The organism is Mesorhizobium sp. M7A.F.Ca.US.011.01.1.1 (genome assembly GCF_003998295.1).
Classification (GTDB): domain Bacteria; phylum Pseudomonadota; class Alphaproteobacteria; order Rhizobiales; family Rhizobiaceae; genus Mesorhizobium.
On the sequence record NZ_RZRT01000039.1, the window covers coordinates 21,767 to 41,435 of the forward strand.

A 19,669-nucleotide genomic window follows, 5' to 3' on the forward strand; every position below is an offset into this window, starting at 1 on the left:
GCCGAGCTGTCGTCAGGTCTTTTGTCAAGCTGAGTGCGGGACCCTATGGCCAGCGGCTCCGTCGTTGACAGCGGCGGCGGCATGCGTCCACTATTTCGCGGCACGGGAGGATCGTGAAAGCAATGGCGGAAGTGTCCCTGGTCCTGATCGACCGGCTGCTGGCGATATCGCGGGCGCTTGCCGGCCATATCGATCCCGGCACGGCGTTCCGCGCGACAGCCATCGAGATCGGCTCGCTCATCCCGCACGACCACATGGATCTGGCGGTGCTGTCGCATGACGGCCGCCGGCACGCCTGTTACGAAGCCGGCTTCCACACCAGCTGGAGCGAGCTTGCCCAGCATCCGCTGCCGACCGAAGTCAGCCCGATCCGCTCGGTGCTGTGGGGCGAAGTCCCCTATCTGCTCGCCGACGACGCGTTGAGCGACGAGCGGTTCCATTTCGCCACCGCTATCGACGGCCCGATCTTCGCCGCCAGGCTGCGCAGCCGCATCGTCGTGCCGCTCAGGGCGCGCGGCGGCATCATCGGCGCGCTCAACATCAGCCGACACGAGGTCGACTGCTACACGCTTGCCGATGTCGCGGTCGCCCAGCAATGCGCGGACCTGATCGCGCCCTACATCTTCGCGCTGATCCAGACCGAGGAGGCGCGCCGCGCCATGCTGGCCGAGAGCGAGGCGCGCAACCGCGTCGAGCTGCTGCGCGTCGGCGCCTCGCAATTGACCGAAGGCATGGAGCGCGAACGTCGGCGCATGGCCATGGATCTGCACGACCAGACGCTTGCCGATCTGGCCCGCATCGCGCGCCAGCTTTCGGCCCTTCGCGGCCAGGGCGTGGCGCGGGCAGCGCAGCTTGCCGATCTCGAGCAGGAGGTCGCCGGCTGCCTGACGGAACTGCGCCACATCGTCGACGACATGCGGCCGAGCGTGCTCGAACTGTTCGGCCTGCGCGACGCGGTCGAGGCGCATCTCAACCGCAGCGTCGCCAGGGCCAAGCCGCCGATCGCCGTGCGCATCGCCGACACCAGCGACGGCGGCGCCGACAGCCTGTCCGAGCCAGTGCGGACCGCGCTCTACCGGATCGTGCAGGAAGCGATCAACAATGCCGTTCGCCATGCCGCGCCGCACCGCATCGACGTGCTGCTGGCGTCGACCGCGAGCGTGCTGCGGGTGATCGTGACGGATGACGGCCAGGGCTGCGGCGCTGTCGACCCGGCCGCGTATGGCGGCATCGGCCATATGCACACGCGGGCAGCCCTTATCGGGGCGCGGCTGCGCATCGGCCAAGCCGGCCGCAAGAACGGCGGCACCCGTGTCGTCGTCGAGATCGACCGCCAGCCGTCGCGAGAATTGGCGGCGGCTGCAGCGGTTCCTGGCGAGATCGCCGTATCGGAGGCCATGTGATGCTTGTGATGATAGCCGAGAATGACGGGTTGCACCGTAGCTTCGCGCGGCGAACGGTGGAGCAGTTGTGGCCCGGCGACGTCGAGGTCATCGAAGCGAGTGACGGCGAGGACGCCATCAACCTGGCGGCCGAACGCGAGCCACTGCATGTCGTGCTCGATTTGCAGATGCCGAAGGCGACGGGAATCGAAGTTGCCAAGGCGATCTGGAACCGCCGCGCCGGCACGCACATCCTGTTCTGGTCGAATTTCGCCGACGAAGCCTATGTGCGCGGCGTGGCGCGCATCGTCCCGCCGGGCTCGGTCTATGGCTATGTGCTCAAATCGGCGACGGAGGAGGGCATGCGGTCCGCCCTGCGCGGCGTTTTCCGCGAAGGCCACTGCATCATCGACCGCGAGATCCGCGGTATCCAGCACCGCGTGCAGGACAAGTTCGAGGGCATCACCGACGGCGAATATGAGAGCCTGATCGACATCGCGCTCGGCCTGACCGACCGGGCGATCGCAGCACGCCGCGGCCTGTCGATCCGTGGCGCGCAGAGCCGCATCAAGCATGTCTATGACAAGCTCGGCATCATGCCGGCGGACGACGGCACCGGCGATGCTTCCGTGTTCAACTCGCGGACGCGGGCGATCTATCTCGCCATGGCGCGTGGCCTGATCAACATCGACGCACTGCGCCGCGAACAGGACCGGCTCGATGCCTGGCTGGCGGAGCACTGAAACAGCGGCGGCCACGCCCCGGAACATCGGAAGGTCCGGCGCATTGCTAATGAACGCCAACTCAATGCCTGCGGACCCGAAGTGCGACCCTCATTTGCAGATTCATGGCACCTGGTGCGTGAAAGCATAGTCGGCTTCATCGACGACAATGCGCTTAGCCATGGTGCGGCGATGGCCTTTTATGCCGCCACCTCGCTGGCGCCGATCTTGCTGATCGTGGTAGCGATCGCTGGTCTCGTCTTCGGCCACGATGCCGCACAATTGGCCTTGTCCGCGCAGATATCAGGGCTGATGGGACCGGAAAGCGCCGATCTCCTCAAGACGGCCTTGGAAAGTGCATCCGGCAGCCTATACGGCACCTGGGCGGCGATCATAGGGCTGGTCACCTTGCTGGTGGCCGCGTCTGGCGTCTTCGGCGAAATGCAGCAGTCGTTGAACACAATCTGGAAGATCGAACCGCAAGGCAATTCCCTGTCGCGTCTGGTGCGGGCACGGGCCGCCAGTCTGGGATTGGTGGCCGCACTCGGGTTCCTGTTGCTGGTCTCTCTCATCGCAAGCGCCGCGATTTCGGCACTGGGCGCTTTCATCAACGCCCATCTGCCGTTCGGAACGATCATACTCAGCGGGATCAACGGCGTCGTTTCGTTTGCGCTTATCTCCGTGATGTTTGCCGCCATCTACAAGGTTTTGCCCGATCGAACCCTGGAATGGCGCGATGTGGGGATTGGCGCTGTCGGGACCGCGGCCCTGTTCACATTGGGAAAATCGCTTATCGGCTGGTACATCGGCACCAGCGCGATTGCGTCTTCGTATGGCGCCGCCGGCGGACTGCTCGTCATACTGCTCTGGGTTTACTACTCGTCGGAAATTTTCCTTCTCGGTGCCGAGTTCACGCGCACCTATTCCGTTCGGCACGGCAGCAGGTCCGATCTGAACACGTTGGTTCACAGCCCTCAACCCACGCAGCAAGACCCATTTCGCGCAGGGCAAAAATCCAACGCTGCCGGCGTGGTCGTGCTTGTGGCGGTGGCTTGCGCGAGCGCAACCTTGACCGCGCTTTTGCGGAGTGTTCGCCGGCCCTGATCTGACGTCCCCGCTATCCTATGTTCGATAGGCACGGCCGACTGTGCAAACGCACAGTCGGCCGTGCGCTTTGACCCGTATCGGCTCGTCGGTACCGCGCCTACGCTCTGCCCCAACAAGAAGACCATATCGGGAAGCGCTCATGCCATTCGTCACCATGCGGAGTAGCACGGCTGTTCGCGCCGGGAGCCGATGATGTCGGTGTCGGCGCGTGCGCGCCATTCCGGTTTCGACGACGTCGTCGGCGATGCGACCATTGAGACGCTGGCGAGCGGCTTCGGCTTCCTCGAAGGGCCGGTCTGGCACCCCTATGAGAAATGGCTGGTCTTCTCCGACATTCCGGAAAGCCGGATGTATCGCCGCAATGCCGAAGGCGACATCGAGCTGTTCCGCGCGCCGAGCCACAAGGCCAATGGCAACACGCTGGACCGCCAGGGGCGGCTGGTCACCTGCGAGCACGCAACAAGCCGCGTGACCCGCGCCGAGCCCAACGGCAGCGTGACGGTGCTTGCCACGCACCACCAGGGCAAGCAGCTCAACAGCCCGAACGACATCGTCGTTGCCACCGGCGGATCGATCTACTTCACCGATCCGGGCTATGGTCGGAGGGAATTCTATGGCGTGCCACGGCCACAGGACCTGCCGTTCCAGGGCGTCTACCGCATCGATGGCGATGGCGCCCGGCTGACATTGCTGGCCGACGATTTCGGGCAGCCGAACGGGCTTTGCTTTTCGCTCGACGAGTCGCGGCTGTTCATCAACGACACCGAACGCGGGCACATCAGGGTGTTCGGCGTGGAAGCCAATGGCGACCTCAATGGCGGCGCGGTGTGGGCAGTGACCGAGGGCGAGGGGCCGGGAGCGCCCGACGGCATGAAGATCGACAGCCGCGGCAATCTTTACTGCACCGGTCCCGGCGGCATCCACATTTTCGACGCGTCGGGCGCCATTCTTGGCGTCATCCGGACGCCCGAAGATTGCGCGAATTTCACCTTCGGTGACGACGATTTGCAAAGCCTCTACATCACCGCGTCGACGTCGCTGTACCGGCTCAGGGTGCGCGTGCCGGGATTGAGACTGTTTTGAGCCCGGGACAATCCGTGCTCAAATCAGAGTTGAGGCCGGGGTCAAAGCCGGTGGGAATGCAGCAGTCAACACATCTGGGAGGATAACGACATGAAGAAACTGTTCGTTCTGGGCGCTCTGGCCGCAATGCTCGCCTCGGGCACGGCGCTGGCCGATACCAGTGGCAAGAAGATCGCCTTTTCCAACAATTATGCCGGCAATTCCTGGCGGCAGGCGATGCTCGACAGCTATGGCATCGTCACCAAGAAGGCGGTCGCCGACAAGATCGTCGGCGCGGCCGACATCTTCACCACCGCCGACAAGGAGGTGCCGACGCAGGCAGCACAGGTGCAGAACCTGATCCTGCAGGGCTATGACGCGATCGTCATCAACGCCGCCTCGCCGGATGCGCTCAACGGCGCCATCAAACAGGCTTGCGATGCCGGCATCGTCGTCGTCTCCTTCGACGGCACCGTGACCGAACCTTGCGCCTACCGCGTCGTCGTCGACTTCAAGGACATGGGCAAGCAGGAAATCGAGCAGATTGCCAAGTTCCAGCCCAAGGGCGGCAATCTTCTGGAAATCCGTGGGCTTGCCGGGACCTCGATCGACGATGCCATCCATGCCGGCATCCTCGAAGGCGTCGCCGCCCATCCCGAGTTCAAGATCGTCGGTTCGGTGACCGGCGACTGGGACCAGACGACGGCGCAAAAGGCGGTGGCGACCATCCTGCCGTCGCTGCCCGACATCGTCGGCGTCGTCGACCAGGGCGGTGACGGTTACGGTGCGGCCCAGGCCTTCGCCGCCGCCGGCAAGCCGCGTCCGACCATCATCATGGGCAACCGCCAGGACGAGCTGCAGTGGTGGAAGGAACAGAAGGACAAGGACGGCTACCAGACCTGGTCGGCCTCGATCGCGCCCGGCGTGTCGTCGCTCGCCTTCTGGGTGGCGCAGCAGGTGCTCGACGGCCGCACCGACATTCCGCACGATCTGCTGGTGCCGTACCTGGCCTTCACACAGGACGATTTCGAGGCCGAGCTGCCGAAGATCCCCAAGGGCGGCGTCGCCAGCCACGAATACACGCAGGAAGACGCGATCGCGGCCATCAAAGCCAACATCAAGTGAATGTCACGGCAGCGTTGCCCTCCGTATCGCCGAGCGGATATCGTTGAGCATGCCTGAAGGGAACGCTGACATCATCAGACTGAACGGCGCCGAAAAGCATTTCGGCGCCGTTCGCGCGCTGGGCGGCGTCGATTTTCACGTCGGCCCCGGCGAGTGCGTCGGTCTCGTCGGCCACAATGGCGCCGGCAAATCGACGCTGATGCACATGGTGGCGGGCACGCTGGTGCCCGACAGCGGGCAGATCGGCGTGCATGGCGGCACCGAGGACAACTACTCGGTGTCGCGGGCGCAGCAGCTCGGCATACGCTGCGTGTTCCAGGAACTGTCGCTGTGCCCCAATCTCAGCGTCGCCGAGAACACGCGCAACAACCACGCTTCGCTGCGTGGCTTCGGCTGGCGGCGCAAGGCGGCCGAGCTGATCGCCGCCAAGCTCGACGAGATATTTCCGGGCCACAGCATCTCGGCGTCCGACATTGTCGGCGACCTGTCGATCGGCCGACGCCAGATGGTGGAGGTGGCGCGCGCCTTCACCGTCACCCAGGATCGTCTCGACCTCGTCATCCTCGACGAGCCGACCTCGTCGCTCGACGCGCATACGGCGGGCCAATTGCTGGCCTTCGTGCGCCGTTTCGTTGCCGGCGGCAAAAGCTGCATCCTGATCTCGCATGTGCTGGGCGAGGTGCTGCGCAACGCCGACCGCATCGTGGTGATGCGCGACGGCAAGGTGGTTGTCGCTGACGCCGCCAGTGCCTTCGACCGCGACCGGCTGGTGACGGCGATGGGCGGCGCGGAAGCGCGCCAGAAGATCGCGGCGCAAATCGCTGCCGCCAAGCCCGCCGCCAGTCCGCTGCGGGTCCGGGCGCGGCCCACCGTGCAGAAGGACGGCACCGACCTTGTCGCCTGTGCCGGGGAGATCATCGGCCTTGCCGGGCTGGCTGGCCACGGCCAGACCGACCTGCTTCTGGCGATCTTCACTGCTGCATCGCGCGCCCGGGCCGGTATCGAGGTGACCGCACCGGTGGCGCTGGTCGCCGGCGACCGCCAGTCGGACGGTATCTTTCCGCAATGGTCGATTGCCGAGAATATCGGCATCCGCTCGCTGGCGCGGCTGCGCAGCGGGCTGTTGATCTCGCCGCAGCGCGAGGCCGAACTCGCTGCATTCTGGCAGAAGAAGATCGGCATCCGCACGCCGGATATGAACAACAACATCTTTTCACTGTCGGGCGGCAACCAGCAGAAGGCGCTGTTTGCGCGTGCGCTCGGCTCGGACGCGCAGATCGTGCTGATGGACGACCCGATGCGCGGCGTCGATATCGGCACCAAGCTGGAGGTCTATGACCTCGTGCGCGAAGAGGCTGCCCGAGGCCGCACCTTCCTCTGGTACACCACGGAAACCGAAGAGCTCGACAATTGCGATCACATCTATGTCTTCAAGAACGGCCGCATCGTCGCCAATCTGCGCCGCGACGAGTTGACCGAAGAGAAGATCATCCAGTCCTCCTTCGGCGATGCGGCCTGAGATGACGGCCGCCAGCCTCGACACCGCTGCCAGGACGTCCGCCGAGCGTGGCGCGCTGGCCCGCGCCCGCCTGCTGCGCGGACTGCTGCCGGCGCTGTCGCTGGCGCTGGTGCTGCTCGCTATCGCCTGGCTCAACCCGCGCGCCATCAGCTATTTCGGCTTCAGCCTGATGCTGAACCTGGCAATCCCGATCGCGCTGGCGACGATCGCGCAGATGTTCGTCATTGCCGGAAACGAGCTCGACCTGTCGATAGGCACCTTTGTCGGCTTCGTCGGCTGCGTCACGGCGACCTGCCTGAAGGACGCGCCGCTCATCGGTGCCGTCATCCTGCTTGGATCGATCGGCGTCTATGCGCTGCTCGGCGCGCTGATCCATCTGCGCAATCTGCCGTCCATCGTGGTGACGCTCGGCATGAGCTTCGTCTGGCAGGGGCTGGCGATTCTCGTTTTGCCCAAACCGGGCGGCAAGGCGCCGGACTGGCTGCTCGGGCTGATGGCGTTCAAGCCGCCTTTCGTGCCCTTTCCGATCATCGCGGCGCTGCTGATCGGCGTCATCGTCCATTTTGGCCTGATGCGCACCTCCTATGGCGTGATCCTGCGCGGCTCCGGCGGCAATCCGGCGGCACTCGGGCGCGCCGGCTGGTCGCTGCTCAAGACCAAGATCGTGCTGTTTGCGCTCGCCGGCCTGTTCGGCGTGCTGTCCGGCATGGCGCTGATCGGCATCACCACCTCGGCCGATGCCAATATCGGCAATGGCTACACGCTGCTGGCGATCGCCGGCGTCATCCTCGGCGGCGGCGAATTCGTCGGCGGCCGGGTATCGCCGATAGGTGCTGTGATCGGCGCGCTGACGCTGGCGCTGGCCGCCTCGCCGCTGCTCACCTTCATGCACATTCCACCCGATTGGCAGGTTGCCGCCAACGGCGCCATCCTCATCATCGTGCTGGCGGCGCGGGTGCTGATCAGCCGCAAGGAGAGGTGAGCGATGACATCGGTGAAATCGCTGCTCACCAAACCCTGGATCTGGTCGTTCATTGGCGCACTTCTGGTGTGGCTGGCGACGATCGCCTTCACCGGCGGTTATGGCGCCGGCGGCATGGTGACGGCGGCCCTGTCGCTGGCGGTGTTCACCGTCATTGTCGGCGTCGGCCAGATGTTCGTCATCACACTCGGCCCGGGCAATGTCGACCTGTCGCTGCCGGCCAATATCGGCCTTGCCAGCGCCGTCGCGATGAAAGTGATGGACGGTAACGATTCCATGATCGCGGTCGGGCTGCTGGCGGCGCTTGCCTGCGGGGCGGCGATCGGCGCCGTCAACTATCTGCTGATCTGGGCGCTGCGCATCCCGCCGATCATCGCCACTTTGTCGGCCAGCTTCATCATCCAGTCGATCGACATCAGCTACGGCCGCGGGCTGCAGATCAAGCCGCCGCCGGGCTTCGCCGATTTCGCCAACTGGCAGATTTCAGGCATTCCGGTGCTGGCGATCCTCACCGTGCTGTTCACCATCGGTGCGGCCATCGCGCTGCAGCGTATGATCTATGGCCGCTCTGTGCTGGCGATCGGCCAGAACATTCGCGCGGCGTGGCTCGCCGGCGTCAATGTCGGCCGCATCCGCTTCCTCACCTACACCCTGTCGGGCGCGCTCGGCGGCATCGACGGCGCGCTGCTCGCCGGCTATTTCCGCGGCGCCAATGTCGATATCGGCAATGAATATCTGCTGGCCTCGATCGCCGTCGTCGTCATCGGCGGCACGTCGGTCGCCGGCGGCAAGGCCAATGTGCCTGGCGTGTGGGGCGCGGCGCTGTTCCTGGTGCTCTTGCTGACCATGCTCAACACGTTTGGGGTGAGTGCCGGGGTGCGATTGCTGCTCACGGGGCTGATCATTGTCGGGGTGATCACGGCGGCGGGCGGGCAGAAAGCGCCGCGGTAGCGGGAACAAGACGCCGACGCTGGCGGGACAGCACCCCCCTCTGGCCTGCCGGCCATCTCCCCCGCAAGGAGGGAGATCGGCAGCTTCGCCGTTTCGCCCGCCTTCCAACGTTGAAAATTGGCGAAGGCCGTGGTGACGTCCGATCTCCCCCCCCCCCCTTGCGGGGGAGATGCCCGGCAGGGCAGAGGGGGGTGTGAAGGATCTCTACTTCGGAGGTGATGGCGACCAGGCATCTCGACCGGCAATCATTGTGCCAGGCCGGCATCCGGTTCCCATCCGCGTCGTGACGCTGTAAATCACGACCATTGCTGGGAGGTTTTGTGTGTCCGATTTCCTCAAGGTCAGTCGCGATGGCGATGTCGTCATCGCCACCATCGACAACCCGCCGGTCAACGCGCTGAGCTTTCATGTCCGTGAGCCGCTGATGCAAGCGCTGGTTGCCTTGCGCGACGATGCGTCGGTTGCCGCCATCGTCATTGCTTGCGCCGGGCGGACCTTTGTCGCCGGCGCCGACATCACCGAGTTCGGCAAGCCGATGCAGCAGCCGGAGCTGCGCGCCATCGTGGCGACGCTGGAGACCATCGCCAAGCCGACGGTCGCCGCCATCCACGGCACCGCGCTCGGTGGCGGGTTGGAACTGGCGCTGGGTTGCCATTTCCGCGTTGCCGATGCCGGCGCCAAGCTCGGCCTGCCGGAGGTGAAGCTCGGCCTGTTGCCGGGGGGCGGCGGCACAGTGCGGCTGCCGCGCCTGGTCGGCGCGGTGAAGGCGCTCAGGATGATCGTCTCCGGTACGCCGGTCGGTGCGACCGAGGCGCATGCCGCCGGTCTCGTCGATGCCGTCTTCGAAGGCGATCTGACCACGCATGCCGTGAACTTCGCCAGGGAAATTGCCCGCAAGGGTGGCCCCTTCAGGTCGGTGCGTGATCGCAATGAGGGGCTCAAGGAGACCGACCTCGCGGCTTTCGACGCCGAGGCTGCGGATCTTGCCAGGAAAGCGCGCGGGCTCGAGGCGCCGATCGCTTGCGCGCAGTCGGTGCGCAATGCCGTCACGCTGCCCTTCGATGCGGCGCTGGCGGCGGAGCGTGCGCTGTTCGTGAAACTGGTCGGCAGCGACCAGTCGCGGGCGCAGCGTCATTTGTTCTTCGCCGAACGTGAGGCGGCAAAGCTTGCGGGCAAGGACACCAAGCGCCGGATCGCCCGCGTCGGCGTCATCGGCGCCGGCACGATGGGCGGCGGCATCGCTATGGCTTTCGCCAATGGCGACTATCCCGTAACCTTGCTGGAAACCAGCCACGAGGCCCTGCAGCGCGGTTTGGCGACGATCGACAGGAACTACTCGGTGTCCGTCACGCGCGGCTCGCTCAGCGAAGATGCCAAGCGGCAGCGGCTCGACCAGTTCAAAGGCTCCACCGACTATGCCGACCTCGCCGATTGCGACCTGATCGTCGAGGCGGTGTTCGAAGACATGGCGGTCAAGAAGGAGGTGTTCGGCAAGCTCGATGCCGTGGCCAAACCGGGCGCGATCCTCGCCACCAACACCTCCTATCTCGACATCAACGAAATCGCCGCCTCGACCTCGCGGCCGCAGGATGTGCTCGGCCTGCATTTCTTCTCGCCGGCCAATGTCATGAAGCTCTTGGAGATCGTGCGCGCCGACAAGACCGCGCTCGATGCGCTTGCGACCGTCGTCGACCTGGCGCGGCGGATCGGCAAGGTGGCCGTTGTCGTTGGCGTCTGCCACGGCTTCGTCGGCAACCGCATGCTGGCCGCGCGCGGCTCGGAATCGGAAGCGCTTCTTCTGGAAGGCGCGACGCCCAGCCAGATCGACCAGGTCTTCACCGATTTCGGCTGGCCGATGGGGCCTTTCCAGATGGGCGATCTCGCCGGTCTCGACATTGGCTGGCGCAACCGGAAGGCGCGTGGCCTGTCGGCCGTGATCGCCGACACGCTGTGCGAACAAGGACGTTTCGGCCAGAAGACCGGCCGGGGGTTCTATCTCTACGAGAACGGTTCGCGTACCCCGGCCACGGATCCGGAGGTCGAGGTGCTGATCCGCGACAAGGCCGCCGAGAAGGGCATCGCGCCGCGCGCGATCAGTGCGGAAGAGATCATCGAGCGCACGCTTTACCCCCTGATCAACGAGGGCGCCAAGATCCTGGAGGAAGGCATAGCGGCCCGTGCGTCCGACATCGATGTCGTCTGGGTCAATGGCTACGGCTTTCCCGTGGGCAAGGGCGGGCCGCTGTTCTGGGCTGGCCTTGAAGGCCCGGGCAAGATTATCGAGCGGCTCGAGTACTGGCATCAGCGGACGGGCAAGGATGTGTTCAAGCCAGCGCCGTTGCTGAAGCGGATGGCCGAGACCGGATCGTGGGAAGCCGGCGGTTAGGGGTCCTGCCGGATCCGCGCGTCGATGATCTCGACGAAACGTGCGAACAGGCCGGCCTGCGACCTGATCTTGAGCTTGCGGTAGATGTTGCGCCGATGGACCTTCACGGTGCCCGGCACGATGCGCATGGCCCTGGCGATCGATTCCGTCGAATGCCCCTGCAGCACCAGGTCAACGACATGTTTTTCGCGCGGCGTCAGCGACAGGCTCTGCCAGATATGGGCGCGGTCGAACTCGTTGACTGGAGCGGTCGTCTCGTCCTGCTGCGCCTCTGCCGGTTCGTCGGCCGGAAGGGCGGGCCAGCGCAGCCTGGCGAAGCTGATCACCGCCGGCGCCATGTCGCGCAGCAACCTGGCATCGGCGGTGCCGAACGGGCCTGAAGCGCGCAGCCGCATCAGCGACAACACCAGCGCATCCTTGCCCGGCAGCGGCACGAAGAAGCCGACCTCCTCGGCCAGCCTGGTCTGGCTATAGTAGGAGCGGAAATACTCGCTGGCATAGAAGCGGTCCGGCGCCAGTTCGCGCATGCGCCAGAACCCTTCCTTGCGCTCGACCGCAGCGTGGTGGAACGGGTCGAGCAGATACGGCCCCTCCTGATAGAGCGCGACGAAGACGTGGCTCTCAGTCGGCGAGAAGGTTTCGAACAGCAGCGGCGGCCGCGCCGCGCCGCGATAGCCGAAGATCACGCAGTGGTCGAAGCTGACATGGAGCCGCAGCCAATCGACCAGCGCATTGCCGAACAGGTCGCCGCTGGTCTCCCGCGTCGCCGCGACGAGCGTGGCGAGCTGGCTGTATTCGTCGCTGCGGGACAATCTATACCCCCTTAAACGAGAAAATAGATCAGATATACCACCTGAGAGGTATATACTAGCCGCCATTGGCTCTGGTAGCGTCCCGATATTGCCCTGTTGCTGGAGCCATCAGCCTTGACCGCAGTGCCCGACATCGAGTTTCGCGGCGTCACCAAGCGCTATGGCGCGGTGACCGCGGTCAGCGGCATCGATCTCGCTGTCCCACCCTCCGCCTTTGTCGCGTTGCTCGGGCCGTCCGGCTGCGGCAAGACCACCTGCCTGCGCATGATCGGCGGCTTCGAACAGCCGAGCGAAGGCCAGGTGTTCATTCGCGGCCAGGACATGGCCGGCACGCCGCCCTACCGGCGGCCGGTCAACATGGTGTTCCAGCAATACGCGCTGTTTCCGCATCTCGATGTCGAGGACAACGTCGCCTACGGGCTGCGTCAGGCGCGGCCAAGGCTGTCGTCGCGCGAGATCGCCTCAAGAGCGGGCGAAGCGCTGGAAATGGTGCGGCTCGCCGGCTATGGCCGCCGCAAGATCCACGAACTGTCGGGCGGCCAGCAGCAGCGTGTGGCGCTTGCCCGCGCCCTGGTCAACAAACCGGCGGTGCTCTTGCTCGACGAGCCGCTGGCGGCGCTCGACAAGAAGCTGCGCACTGACATGCAGATCGAGCTGCAGAACCTGCAGCGCGAGATCGGCATCACCTTCGTGCTGGTCACGCACGACCAGGAGGAAGCGCTGTCGATGAGCGATTTCGTCTGCGTCATGAATGGCGGCCGCATCGTCCAGCTCGGACAGCCAAGCGAGATCTATGACGAACCGGCTGATTTGTTCGTCGCCGATTTCGTTGGCAAGACCAATCTCTTGAGCGGTACCGTCGCCGGACATTCGGGCGATCTGGTGGAGGTGGCGCTCGCGAATGGCACCGTCATTGCAGCGCGCAAACGAACCGCCCTGCAGCAAGGCGAGGCCGTTTCGGTCAGCCTGCGTCCTGAATCGCTCAGTCTCGGCGCTCAGACAGGCGGCCCATTCAAAGGCGTCGTCCGCAACCGGATCTTCCTGGGCTCGACGGCGGAATACGCGATCGAGGTCCAGGGCATCGGAACGCTGCTGGCCAAGGCCGATCACCTGATCGGCCACGGCAATCTCTTCAAGCCGGGTGAACCCGTCGCCATCGGCTTTGCCTCCGGAACGCCGCTGGCGTTTGCGGAGACCAAGAACAACGGGGCCAACCAGAGGGTAGATAAACATGTCGAAATCATATCGTGACGGACTGCCGATAAGCTCCGAGAAATTCGTCGACCAGTTGATGCGCCTCAAGCGCGGCTCGATCGGCCGCCGCGACTTCCTCGGCCTCACCGGCCTTGGCATTGCGACTGCGGTGATGGCGCGCGAGATCGGCATCATGCCGACACCGGCCTTTGCCGCGGAAAGCCTTGGCGACCGCATGTCGATCGCCACCTGGCCGAACTATCATGATCCGGCGACCTTCGAGAACTTCAAGAAGGACACCGGCGTCGCCGTCGAGGTCAATGTCTTCGGCTCCAACGAGGAGATGCTGGCCAAATTGCAGGCCGGCGCCTCGGGCTGGAGCCTGTTCGTACCGACCAACTACACGATCTCGACTTACAAGAAACTCGGCATCATCGAGCCGCTGGAGATGGCGAAGTTGCCGAATTTCGATGGCTCGCAGGAGGATCCGCGCTTTACCGGGGAAGGCACGATCGAAGGGGTGACCTATGCGGTGCCGAAGAACTGGGGCACCACCGGCTTTGCCGTCAACACCAAGAAGCTGACCAAGCCGATGACCAGCTGGAAGGAGTTCTGGGACACTGCCATGGCGGAAGGCGACAGCCGCACCATGGTGCATGACTACCAGCTGACCACGATCGGCAATGCGCTGAAATATTACGGCTACTCGTTCAACTCGCTCAAGCAGGACGAACTGGCCAAGGCGGAGGAACTGCTGCTGAAGGTCAAGCCGCATCTGTTCGCGGTCTCCTCCGACTACCAGCCGGGCATGCGCGCCGGCGACGCCTGGATGACGATGTGCTGGACGAACGACGGCGCGCAGCTGCATCGCGACATTCCGGAGATCGCCTATGTGCTGGGCAAGGAAGGCGGCGAGATCTGGACCGATTTCTACGCCATTCCGAAGGATGCGCCGAACAAGCCGGCGGGCTACGCCCTGCTCAACTATCTGATGAACCCGCAGGTGGCGGTGAAGGAGCACCTGGCCAATGGTGCGCCGTCGACCGATGCGCGGGTCAACAAGCTGCTGCCCAAGGAAGTGCTCGACAATCCGATCCTCTATCCGGCGGCCGACCTGTTGACGCCGCTGGAATTCGGCGCGGCGGCAACGCTGACGGATCCCGGCCGCGCCGAATTGATGGCGCGCTTCAAGTCGGCCTGAGGGGCGGTCTGGCGCGGACAATTGACCGGCGGGCATATGTCCGCCGGTATCGGGGCGGTTTTCAATGCGCGGCAATAGATTTCGTCACAACCTCACGACCGCTTTGCTCCTCGGTCCGGCGACCGCGTGGCTGGTGGTGTTTCTGGTGCTGCCATTCATTGCCATCGCCGTGTTCAGCGTCGGCGAGCGGGCGCCGGAAGGCGGCTATCAGGCGGCTTTCACGTTCGCGCAATATGCCAACCTTCCGGCGCGGGCGACCGCCTTCTGGAACACGATGGTGCTGGCGCCGGTGGGAGCGCTCGCCTGTCTGCTCGTCGCATACCCGGTTGCCTACTACCTCGCTCTGCGCGCGCCGCAGCGCTGGCGGCTGATCCTGCTGGCGCTGGTCGTCATCCCGTTCTGGACCAGCCTCCTGATGCGGACCTATGCCTGGATGTATATTCTGGGCGGACGCGGCATTCCTGCGCTGCTCGCCTTTGTCGGCGTCGAGGACGTCAGGCTGATCAACACGCCGGGCGCGGTGCTGCTCGGCATCGTCTATGGTTATCTGCCGCTGATGATCCTGCCGATCTATGTCAGCCTCGAGCGGCTCGACCGCCGGCTGCTGGAAGCCTCCGCCGATCTCGGCGCGACGCCGCTCTCGACCTTCCTCGGCGTGACCCTGAAACTGTCGCTGCCGGGCGTGATGACTGGCTTCTCGCTGGTCATGATCCTGCTGCTGGGCGAATATCTGATCCCGACGCTGCTTGGCGGCGGCAAGGTGTTCTTCATCGGCAACGCACTGGTCGACCTGTTCCTGCAATCGCGCAACTGGCCGTTCGGATCGGCCATCGCGATCACGCTGGTGCTGGTATCGGTGGTGGTGCTGATTGCCGCCAACCGCATTTCGACCCGGGTTTCGGGCGCGCGCCGGGTGGATCTGATCTGATGCGCGCCTTCGTCATTGCCGTCTTCGCCTTCCTCTATCTGCCGATCGCACTTGTCGTGCTGTTCTCCTTCAACGCCGGCCACCATGCCAGCGAGTTCACCGGCTTTTCGGTGCAATGGTACGGCAAGGCGCTGGCGAACCCGTTCCTGGTCGAAGCGCTGAAGAACAGCCTGTTCATCGCCACCACCAGCGCCTTGCTGGCGGCGTTCTGCGGCACGGCGGCGGCACTCGGCCTGGCGCGCGTCGGCGTGCGGACACGCGCGGTCTTCGATGCGCTTCTGGGCGCTGCGATCGTCGTTCCGGGCGTCGTCATCGGCATTTCGACGCTGGTCGCGCTCGTCCAGCTGTTCACGGTCGTCAATCCGTTCCTCGCCTCGATCTGGCCCGACGACCAGCCGCCGCGCCTCGCGCTCGGCTACGGCTCGATCATCGCCGCGCACGGGCTGTTCTCGATGGCGCTGGTGACGATGATCGTCGGCACGCGGCTCGGCAGCCTCGACCGCAATCTGGTCGAGGCGTCGAGCGATCTCTACGCGACGCCGTTGACGACGTTCCGCTCGATCGTGCTGCCGCAGATCATGCCGGCCGTCGTTGCCGGCTTCCTGCTCGCCTTCACCTTCTCCTTCGACGATTTCATCATCGCCTTCTTCGTCGCCGGGGCGCAGACGACGCTACCGATCTATGTCTTCGCGTCGATCCGGCGCGGCGTGACGCCGGAGATCAACGCCATCGCGACGATCGTGCTCGTCGCCTCCGTGCTGCTCGTGGTGCTTGCCCAATGGCAATTGCGCCAGCGCAAGCCGTCGAACTGAAAGTCGCATCATGATCCTCAAAGACCGCATCGCCGTGGTGACAGGCGCCGGCTCCGGCATCGGGCGCGCCGGCGCCATGATCATGGGCAGGGAAGGCGCGGTGGTCGTCATCGCCGACAGGGATCAGGCCGCTGGCGAAGCAACGGCTTCGGAGATGCGGGCAGTGGGCGGGCAGGCCGAGGCGATCGCGACCGATGTCGCGGACGATGGGGCGCTGGAAAAGCTCATTGCCGGCACGATCGAGAGGCACGGGCGCATCGACATCCTGCACAATCACGCCGGCATCCAGGTCGGCGGAACGCTGACCGAGGTCGAGGTCGGCGGCATGGACGCGTCATGGCGGGTCAATGTGCGGGCGCAGTTCCTGGCGGCCAGGATGGTCATGCCGTCGATGATCGCACAGGGCGGCGGCGTCATCCTCAACACCGCCTCCAATTCGGGCGTGTTCTACGACCGCGAGATGATCGCCTACGCCACCTCCAAACATGCGGTGGTGGCAATGACGCGGCAGATGTCGCTCGACTATGCCCGGCACAATGTCCGCGTCAACGCGCTCTGTCCGGGCTGGGTCGACACGCCGTTCAACGAACCGTTCATCGCCCAGATGGGCGGACGCGAGGCGATCGAAACCTATGTCCGCACCAAGATTCCGATGGGGCGCTGGGCCAGCGCCGACGAGATCGCCGAAGCGATCCTGTTCCTCGTCTCCGACCGCTCATCCTTCATGACCGGTCAGGCGCTGGTGATCGATGGCGGCGAAAGCATCGGCTGAGACCTATGCTTTCGTCATCAACCTCCTTTATTTCAGCGCCTTTCCAATACACTGCTCTACGACCTTCCTGGTGCCGCTGGTCGGCAGATAAGACTATGGTCCGGTCGGCATGGGACTTCAGTGCCATGGCCGATCAAGATCGTTGATTTGTGTTTAATATCAAATGGTTATGGTGCCGGCAGGTTGTCAGATCGCGTATTGAGACCACATTTGTCTAAAGTTTACTCTGTACAATTAGTAATTCCTCATACGACGGTCGCCTAGCGGTTGGGCGAAGGGTGGCGATGCCCTGAGGAGATTACCATGACAAACCGAAAAACTCTGTTCGCGGCGCTTGCCGCATTGGCGCTTCTGGCATCTCCGGCGCTCGCCGGAGCCGGCGGCAATGGGCACGGCGGCGGCAATGGCGGTGGCAATGCCGGCGGCAACGGCAACGGCGGGGGAAATGCCGGCGGTAACGGCGGCAATAGCAAGGGCAAGAGCGACGCTTCGCACGGCAAGTCTTCGTCGGCTCGGGGGCAGGTGGCAAAGGCCAAAACGGATGACACCACGGTCGACAAGACCACAAAGGTCTCGTCGGTTCCCAAGGAGAAGAACATCCACGCCAAGCTCGGCCGGCTGAACTCGCTTCAGCGCAACATCAACGCCTATATGAACTCGAAGAGCAAGAAGTTCGCTGCCATCCAGGCCTTTGTGACGCAGTCCGCCAAAGCCAAGGTCGCTCAGGCCGCCGCTGAAGCGGCCCAGGAGAAGCTGGATGCGCTGAATTCTCAGTTGACCGCGCTGACGTCGCTGACGCCCGAGCAGATTGCGGCCATGACGCCCGAAGATCAGGCGGCCTTGCCTGGGAAGATAACGGATCTGCAGGCCGAAATCACTGCCCAGGAGGCAGAGGTCACCGCCGCCAATGAGGCGGCTGCTGCGGCAGAGGTCGGCACCGATGATGCATCGCTCGACGCGGCGCTGACGGACATGGCCAACAAGCCGGTCGACGACGACGTCACGGCCTGGGCCCAAGGGGTCCTTGCCGGCAAGATCGACCAGACGGCGGCCGCGATGGAAGCAGAAACGACGCCGTAACGATCGTCGCCGAAACGGCAGTATCAGTCAAAGAAGGTGCCGCCGGGTTCGCTCGGCGGCATTGCTGTTTCCCGGCCATGATCGGGCAGGCTATCCCTGGATAGCGAGGTTCGAGACACTCATACGTGCTTGCGGCCGCCGGTCGCGCGGAACCAGCTGTCGGGATAGGGATACCACCATTCCTGGATCGCCGGTTTGTGGTCGATGATCACCATTTTGGAGCGGCGGAAGGCATCCAGCCCCTGGCGGCCAAGCTCGCGGCCGAGGCCCGAGGCCTTCCAGCCGCCGAAGGGCAGGGCATCATTGTCGATCAGCGGATTGTTGACCCAGACCATGCCGGCTTCGAGCCGCTCGGCCGCCTCATGCGCTTCGGCGAGATCGGTGGTGAACACCGAGGCGCCGAGCCCAAACGGACTGTCATTGGCAAGCCTGATCGCCTCGTCGAAATCTTTCACCCGGCAGATGGCGGCGACCGGTCCAAAGCACTCCTCGCGCACGATGGCCGTGTCTGGGGTGACGCCCGTCAGGATCGTCGGCTCGTAGAACCAGCCGGTGTTGTGTGCCGGCGGGATGCGCCCGCCGGTCACAGCGACGGCGCCATGAGCGATCGCATCGTCCACCAAGCGCATCACCTTCGCGCGCGCCGCCTCACTGACCATCGGGCCGATCTCGGTCTTGTCCATGCCATTGCCGATACGCAGGGCACGCGTCTTTTCGGCGAACAGCTCAACGAAACGATCATGAACCGAATCGATCACGAAGAAACGCTCGGCCGAAGTGCAGACCTGGCCGGTGAGATGGAAGGCCGCGGTGACGCTGCCGGCTGCCGCGATCTCAAGCGGAGCATGTTGGCTGACGATCAGCGGATCGCTGCCGCCGGCCTCGATGACGCAAGGCTTCATGCGTTCGGCGCAGGCCACCGCAACCGCCTTGCCGGCGGCGACCGAGCCGGTGAAGGCAACTGCGTGGGTGCGATCAGAGGCGATCAGCGCCTGTGCCGTGGCCGCTCCGCCAGGTAGGCAAGACACCAAGCCCTCCGGCAGCGAGCGGAACACGGTCATGTAGTCCGATGTCGACAGCGTCGTCGCCTCGGCCGGCTTGATGATGCAGGCGTTGCCGGCGGCAAGCGAAGCGGCGACCGTCCAGCACATCAGCAGGATCGGAAAATTGTAGGGCATGATGTGGACGGATACGCCATAGGGCTCGTAGCGCGCATACTGGAACGAACCGGCCTGTGTCGTGCCGGCGATCTTGCCGGCATCGTCGCGCGCCATCTCGGCGTAGTAGCGGAAGATCGGCGCGCAGTTGGCGATCTCGCCGATCGCTTCGGGGTAGGGCTTGCCCATCTCGCGCACCATCAGCTCGGCGCAGCGGGTGAAGTCCGCCGCCTCGATGGCGTTGGCGACGGCATGCAGGTGCTTGGCGCGGCTCTTGGCGTCGAGCTTTTTCCAGGCGGCCTGCGCCCTGGTCGCGGCGGTGAGCACGGCATCGATCTCACTATCGCTGGCTGCAGCGATGGCACCGACTGTTTCGATCGTCGCCGGATCGATCACTGGCTTTGCCGTGCCTGCCATCGGCCGATAGTCCGGGTTGACGAAGAAGGTCGGCCGGTCAGGGGAGAAATCCATGGACAT

General features: G+C 64.7%; 17 protein-coding genes. 15 read left to right on the forward strand and 2 right to left on the reverse strand.

Translation table 11 applies throughout. From position 1 onward, the window contains the following. Positions 1–122: 122 nt before the first annotated feature. The 9 genes from EOA13_RS26680 (at position 123) to EOA13_RS26725 (ending at position 11,236) form a co-directional block, all read left to right on the forward strand. Complete coding sequence (locus EOA13_RS26680; RefSeq protein WP_127296579.1) at positions 123–1,403, forward strand: histidine kinase; 1,281 nt, start codon at positions 123–125, stop codon at positions 1,401–1,403. Then, positions 1,403–2,125 carry a response regulator transcription factor gene (locus EOA13_RS26685; RefSeq protein WP_127296580.1) on the forward strand — a complete coding sequence of 241 codons (723 nt, stop codon included), beginning with the start codon at positions 1,403–1,405 and terminating at the stop codon, positions 2,123–2,125. The genes EOA13_RS26680 and EOA13_RS26685 overlap by 1 nt, the downstream gene beginning before the upstream one ends. Positions 2,126–2,239: 114 nt before the next feature. Next, positions 2,240–3,208, forward strand: coding sequence for a YihY/virulence factor BrkB family protein (locus EOA13_RS26690; protein WP_245490487.1), 969 nt, complete (start codon positions 2,240–2,242; stop codon positions 3,206–3,208). A gap of 195 nt (positions 3,209–3,403) precedes the next feature. Continuing rightward, the gene (locus EOA13_RS26695; RefSeq protein WP_127296582.1) at positions 3,404–4,294 is read left to right on the forward strand and encodes an SMP-30/gluconolactonase/LRE family protein; all 891 of its coding nucleotides are present in this window, start codon (positions 3,404–3,406) and stop codon (positions 4,292–4,294) included. Between the two features lie 90 nt (positions 4,295–4,384). Further along, positions 4,385–5,398 carry an ABC transporter substrate-binding protein gene (locus EOA13_RS26700; protein WP_127296583.1) on the forward strand — a complete coding sequence of 338 codons (1,014 nt, stop codon included), beginning with the start codon at positions 4,385–4,387 and terminating at the stop codon, positions 5,396–5,398. 49 nt (positions 5,399–5,447) lie between these two features. Continuing rightward, positions 5,448–6,917 (forward strand): sugar ABC transporter ATP-binding protein, encoded by a 1,470-nt coding sequence (locus EOA13_RS26705; protein ID WP_127296584.1) that lies wholly within the window; start codon positions 5,448–5,450, stop codon positions 6,915–6,917. A gap of 1 nt (position 6,918) precedes the next feature. Then, on the forward strand, positions 6,919–7,899 hold the full coding sequence (locus tag EOA13_RS26710) for an ABC transporter permease (RefSeq protein WP_164780340.1): 981 nt from the start codon (positions 6,919–6,921) through the stop codon (positions 7,897–7,899). Positions 7,900–7,902: 3 nt separating this feature from the next. After that, complete coding sequence (locus EOA13_RS26715) at positions 7,903–8,850, forward strand: ABC transporter permease (protein WP_127296586.1); 948 nt, start codon at positions 7,903–7,905, stop codon at positions 8,848–8,850. 322 nt (positions 8,851–9,172) lie between these two features. Next, positions 9,173–11,236, forward strand: a complete 2,064-nt coding sequence (locus EOA13_RS26725; protein WP_127296587.1) for a 3-hydroxyacyl-CoA dehydrogenase NAD-binding domain-containing protein — start codon at positions 9,173–9,175, stop codon at positions 11,234–11,236. On the opposite strand, the gene EOA13_RS26730 is transcribed toward EOA13_RS26725, so the two are convergent. Then, entirely contained in the window at positions 11,233–12,048 is an 816-nt protein-coding gene (locus tag EOA13_RS26730) for a LuxR C-terminal-related transcriptional regulator (protein ID WP_127296588.1), read from the reverse strand. The two genes, EOA13_RS26725 and EOA13_RS26730, sit on opposite strands and share 4 nt — an antisense overlap. A gap of 114 nt (positions 12,049–12,162) precedes the next feature. On the opposite strand from EOA13_RS26730, the gene EOA13_RS26735 reads away from it, so the two are divergent. The 6 genes from EOA13_RS26735 to EOA13_RS26760 all read left to right on the forward strand — a co-directional run bounded on the left by EOA13_RS26735 (position 12,163) and on the right by EOA13_RS26760 (position 18,035). Further along, positions 12,163–13,299, forward strand: a complete 1,137-nt coding sequence (locus EOA13_RS26735) for an ABC transporter ATP-binding protein (protein ID WP_127296589.1) — start codon at positions 12,163–12,165, stop codon at positions 13,297–13,299. Then, positions 13,280–14,443, forward strand: coding sequence for a spermidine/putrescine ABC transporter substrate-binding protein (locus tag EOA13_RS26740; protein WP_127296590.1), 1,164 nt, complete (start codon positions 13,280–13,282; stop codon positions 14,441–14,443). The genes EOA13_RS26735 and EOA13_RS26740 overlap by 20 nt, the downstream gene beginning before the upstream one ends. Before the next feature lie 64 nt (positions 14,444–14,507). Beyond that, the gene (locus EOA13_RS26745; protein WP_127296591.1) at positions 14,508–15,371 is read left to right on the forward strand and encodes an ABC transporter permease; all 864 of its coding nucleotides are present in this window, start codon (positions 14,508–14,510) and stop codon (positions 15,369–15,371) included. After that, on the forward strand, positions 15,371–16,183 hold the full coding sequence (locus EOA13_RS26750; RefSeq protein WP_127296592.1) for an ABC transporter permease: 813 nt from the start codon (positions 15,371–15,373) through the stop codon (positions 16,181–16,183). Before EOA13_RS26745 ends, EOA13_RS26750 begins: the two co-directional genes overlap by 1 nt. A 10-nt stretch (positions 16,184–16,193) precedes the next feature. Continuing rightward, the gene (locus EOA13_RS26755; RefSeq protein ID WP_127296593.1) at positions 16,194–16,955 is read left to right on the forward strand and encodes a glucose 1-dehydrogenase; all 762 of its coding nucleotides are present in this window, start codon (positions 16,194–16,196) and stop codon (positions 16,953–16,955) included. Positions 16,956–17,258: 303 nt separating this feature from the next. After that, positions 17,259–18,035: a hypothetical protein gene (locus tag EOA13_RS26760; RefSeq protein ID WP_127296594.1), complete on the forward strand. Its 777-nt coding sequence runs from the start codon at positions 17,259–17,261 to the stop codon at positions 18,033–18,035. Positions 18,036–18,154: 119 nt separating this feature from the next. Here the strand turns inward: EOA13_RS26760 and EOA13_RS26765 are convergent, their stop codons facing one another. After that, positions 18,155–19,663, reverse strand: coding sequence for an aldehyde dehydrogenase family protein (locus tag EOA13_RS26765; protein WP_127296595.1), 1,509 nt, complete (start codon positions 19,661–19,663; stop codon positions 18,155–18,157). Positions 19,664–19,669 lie beyond the last annotated feature (6 nt).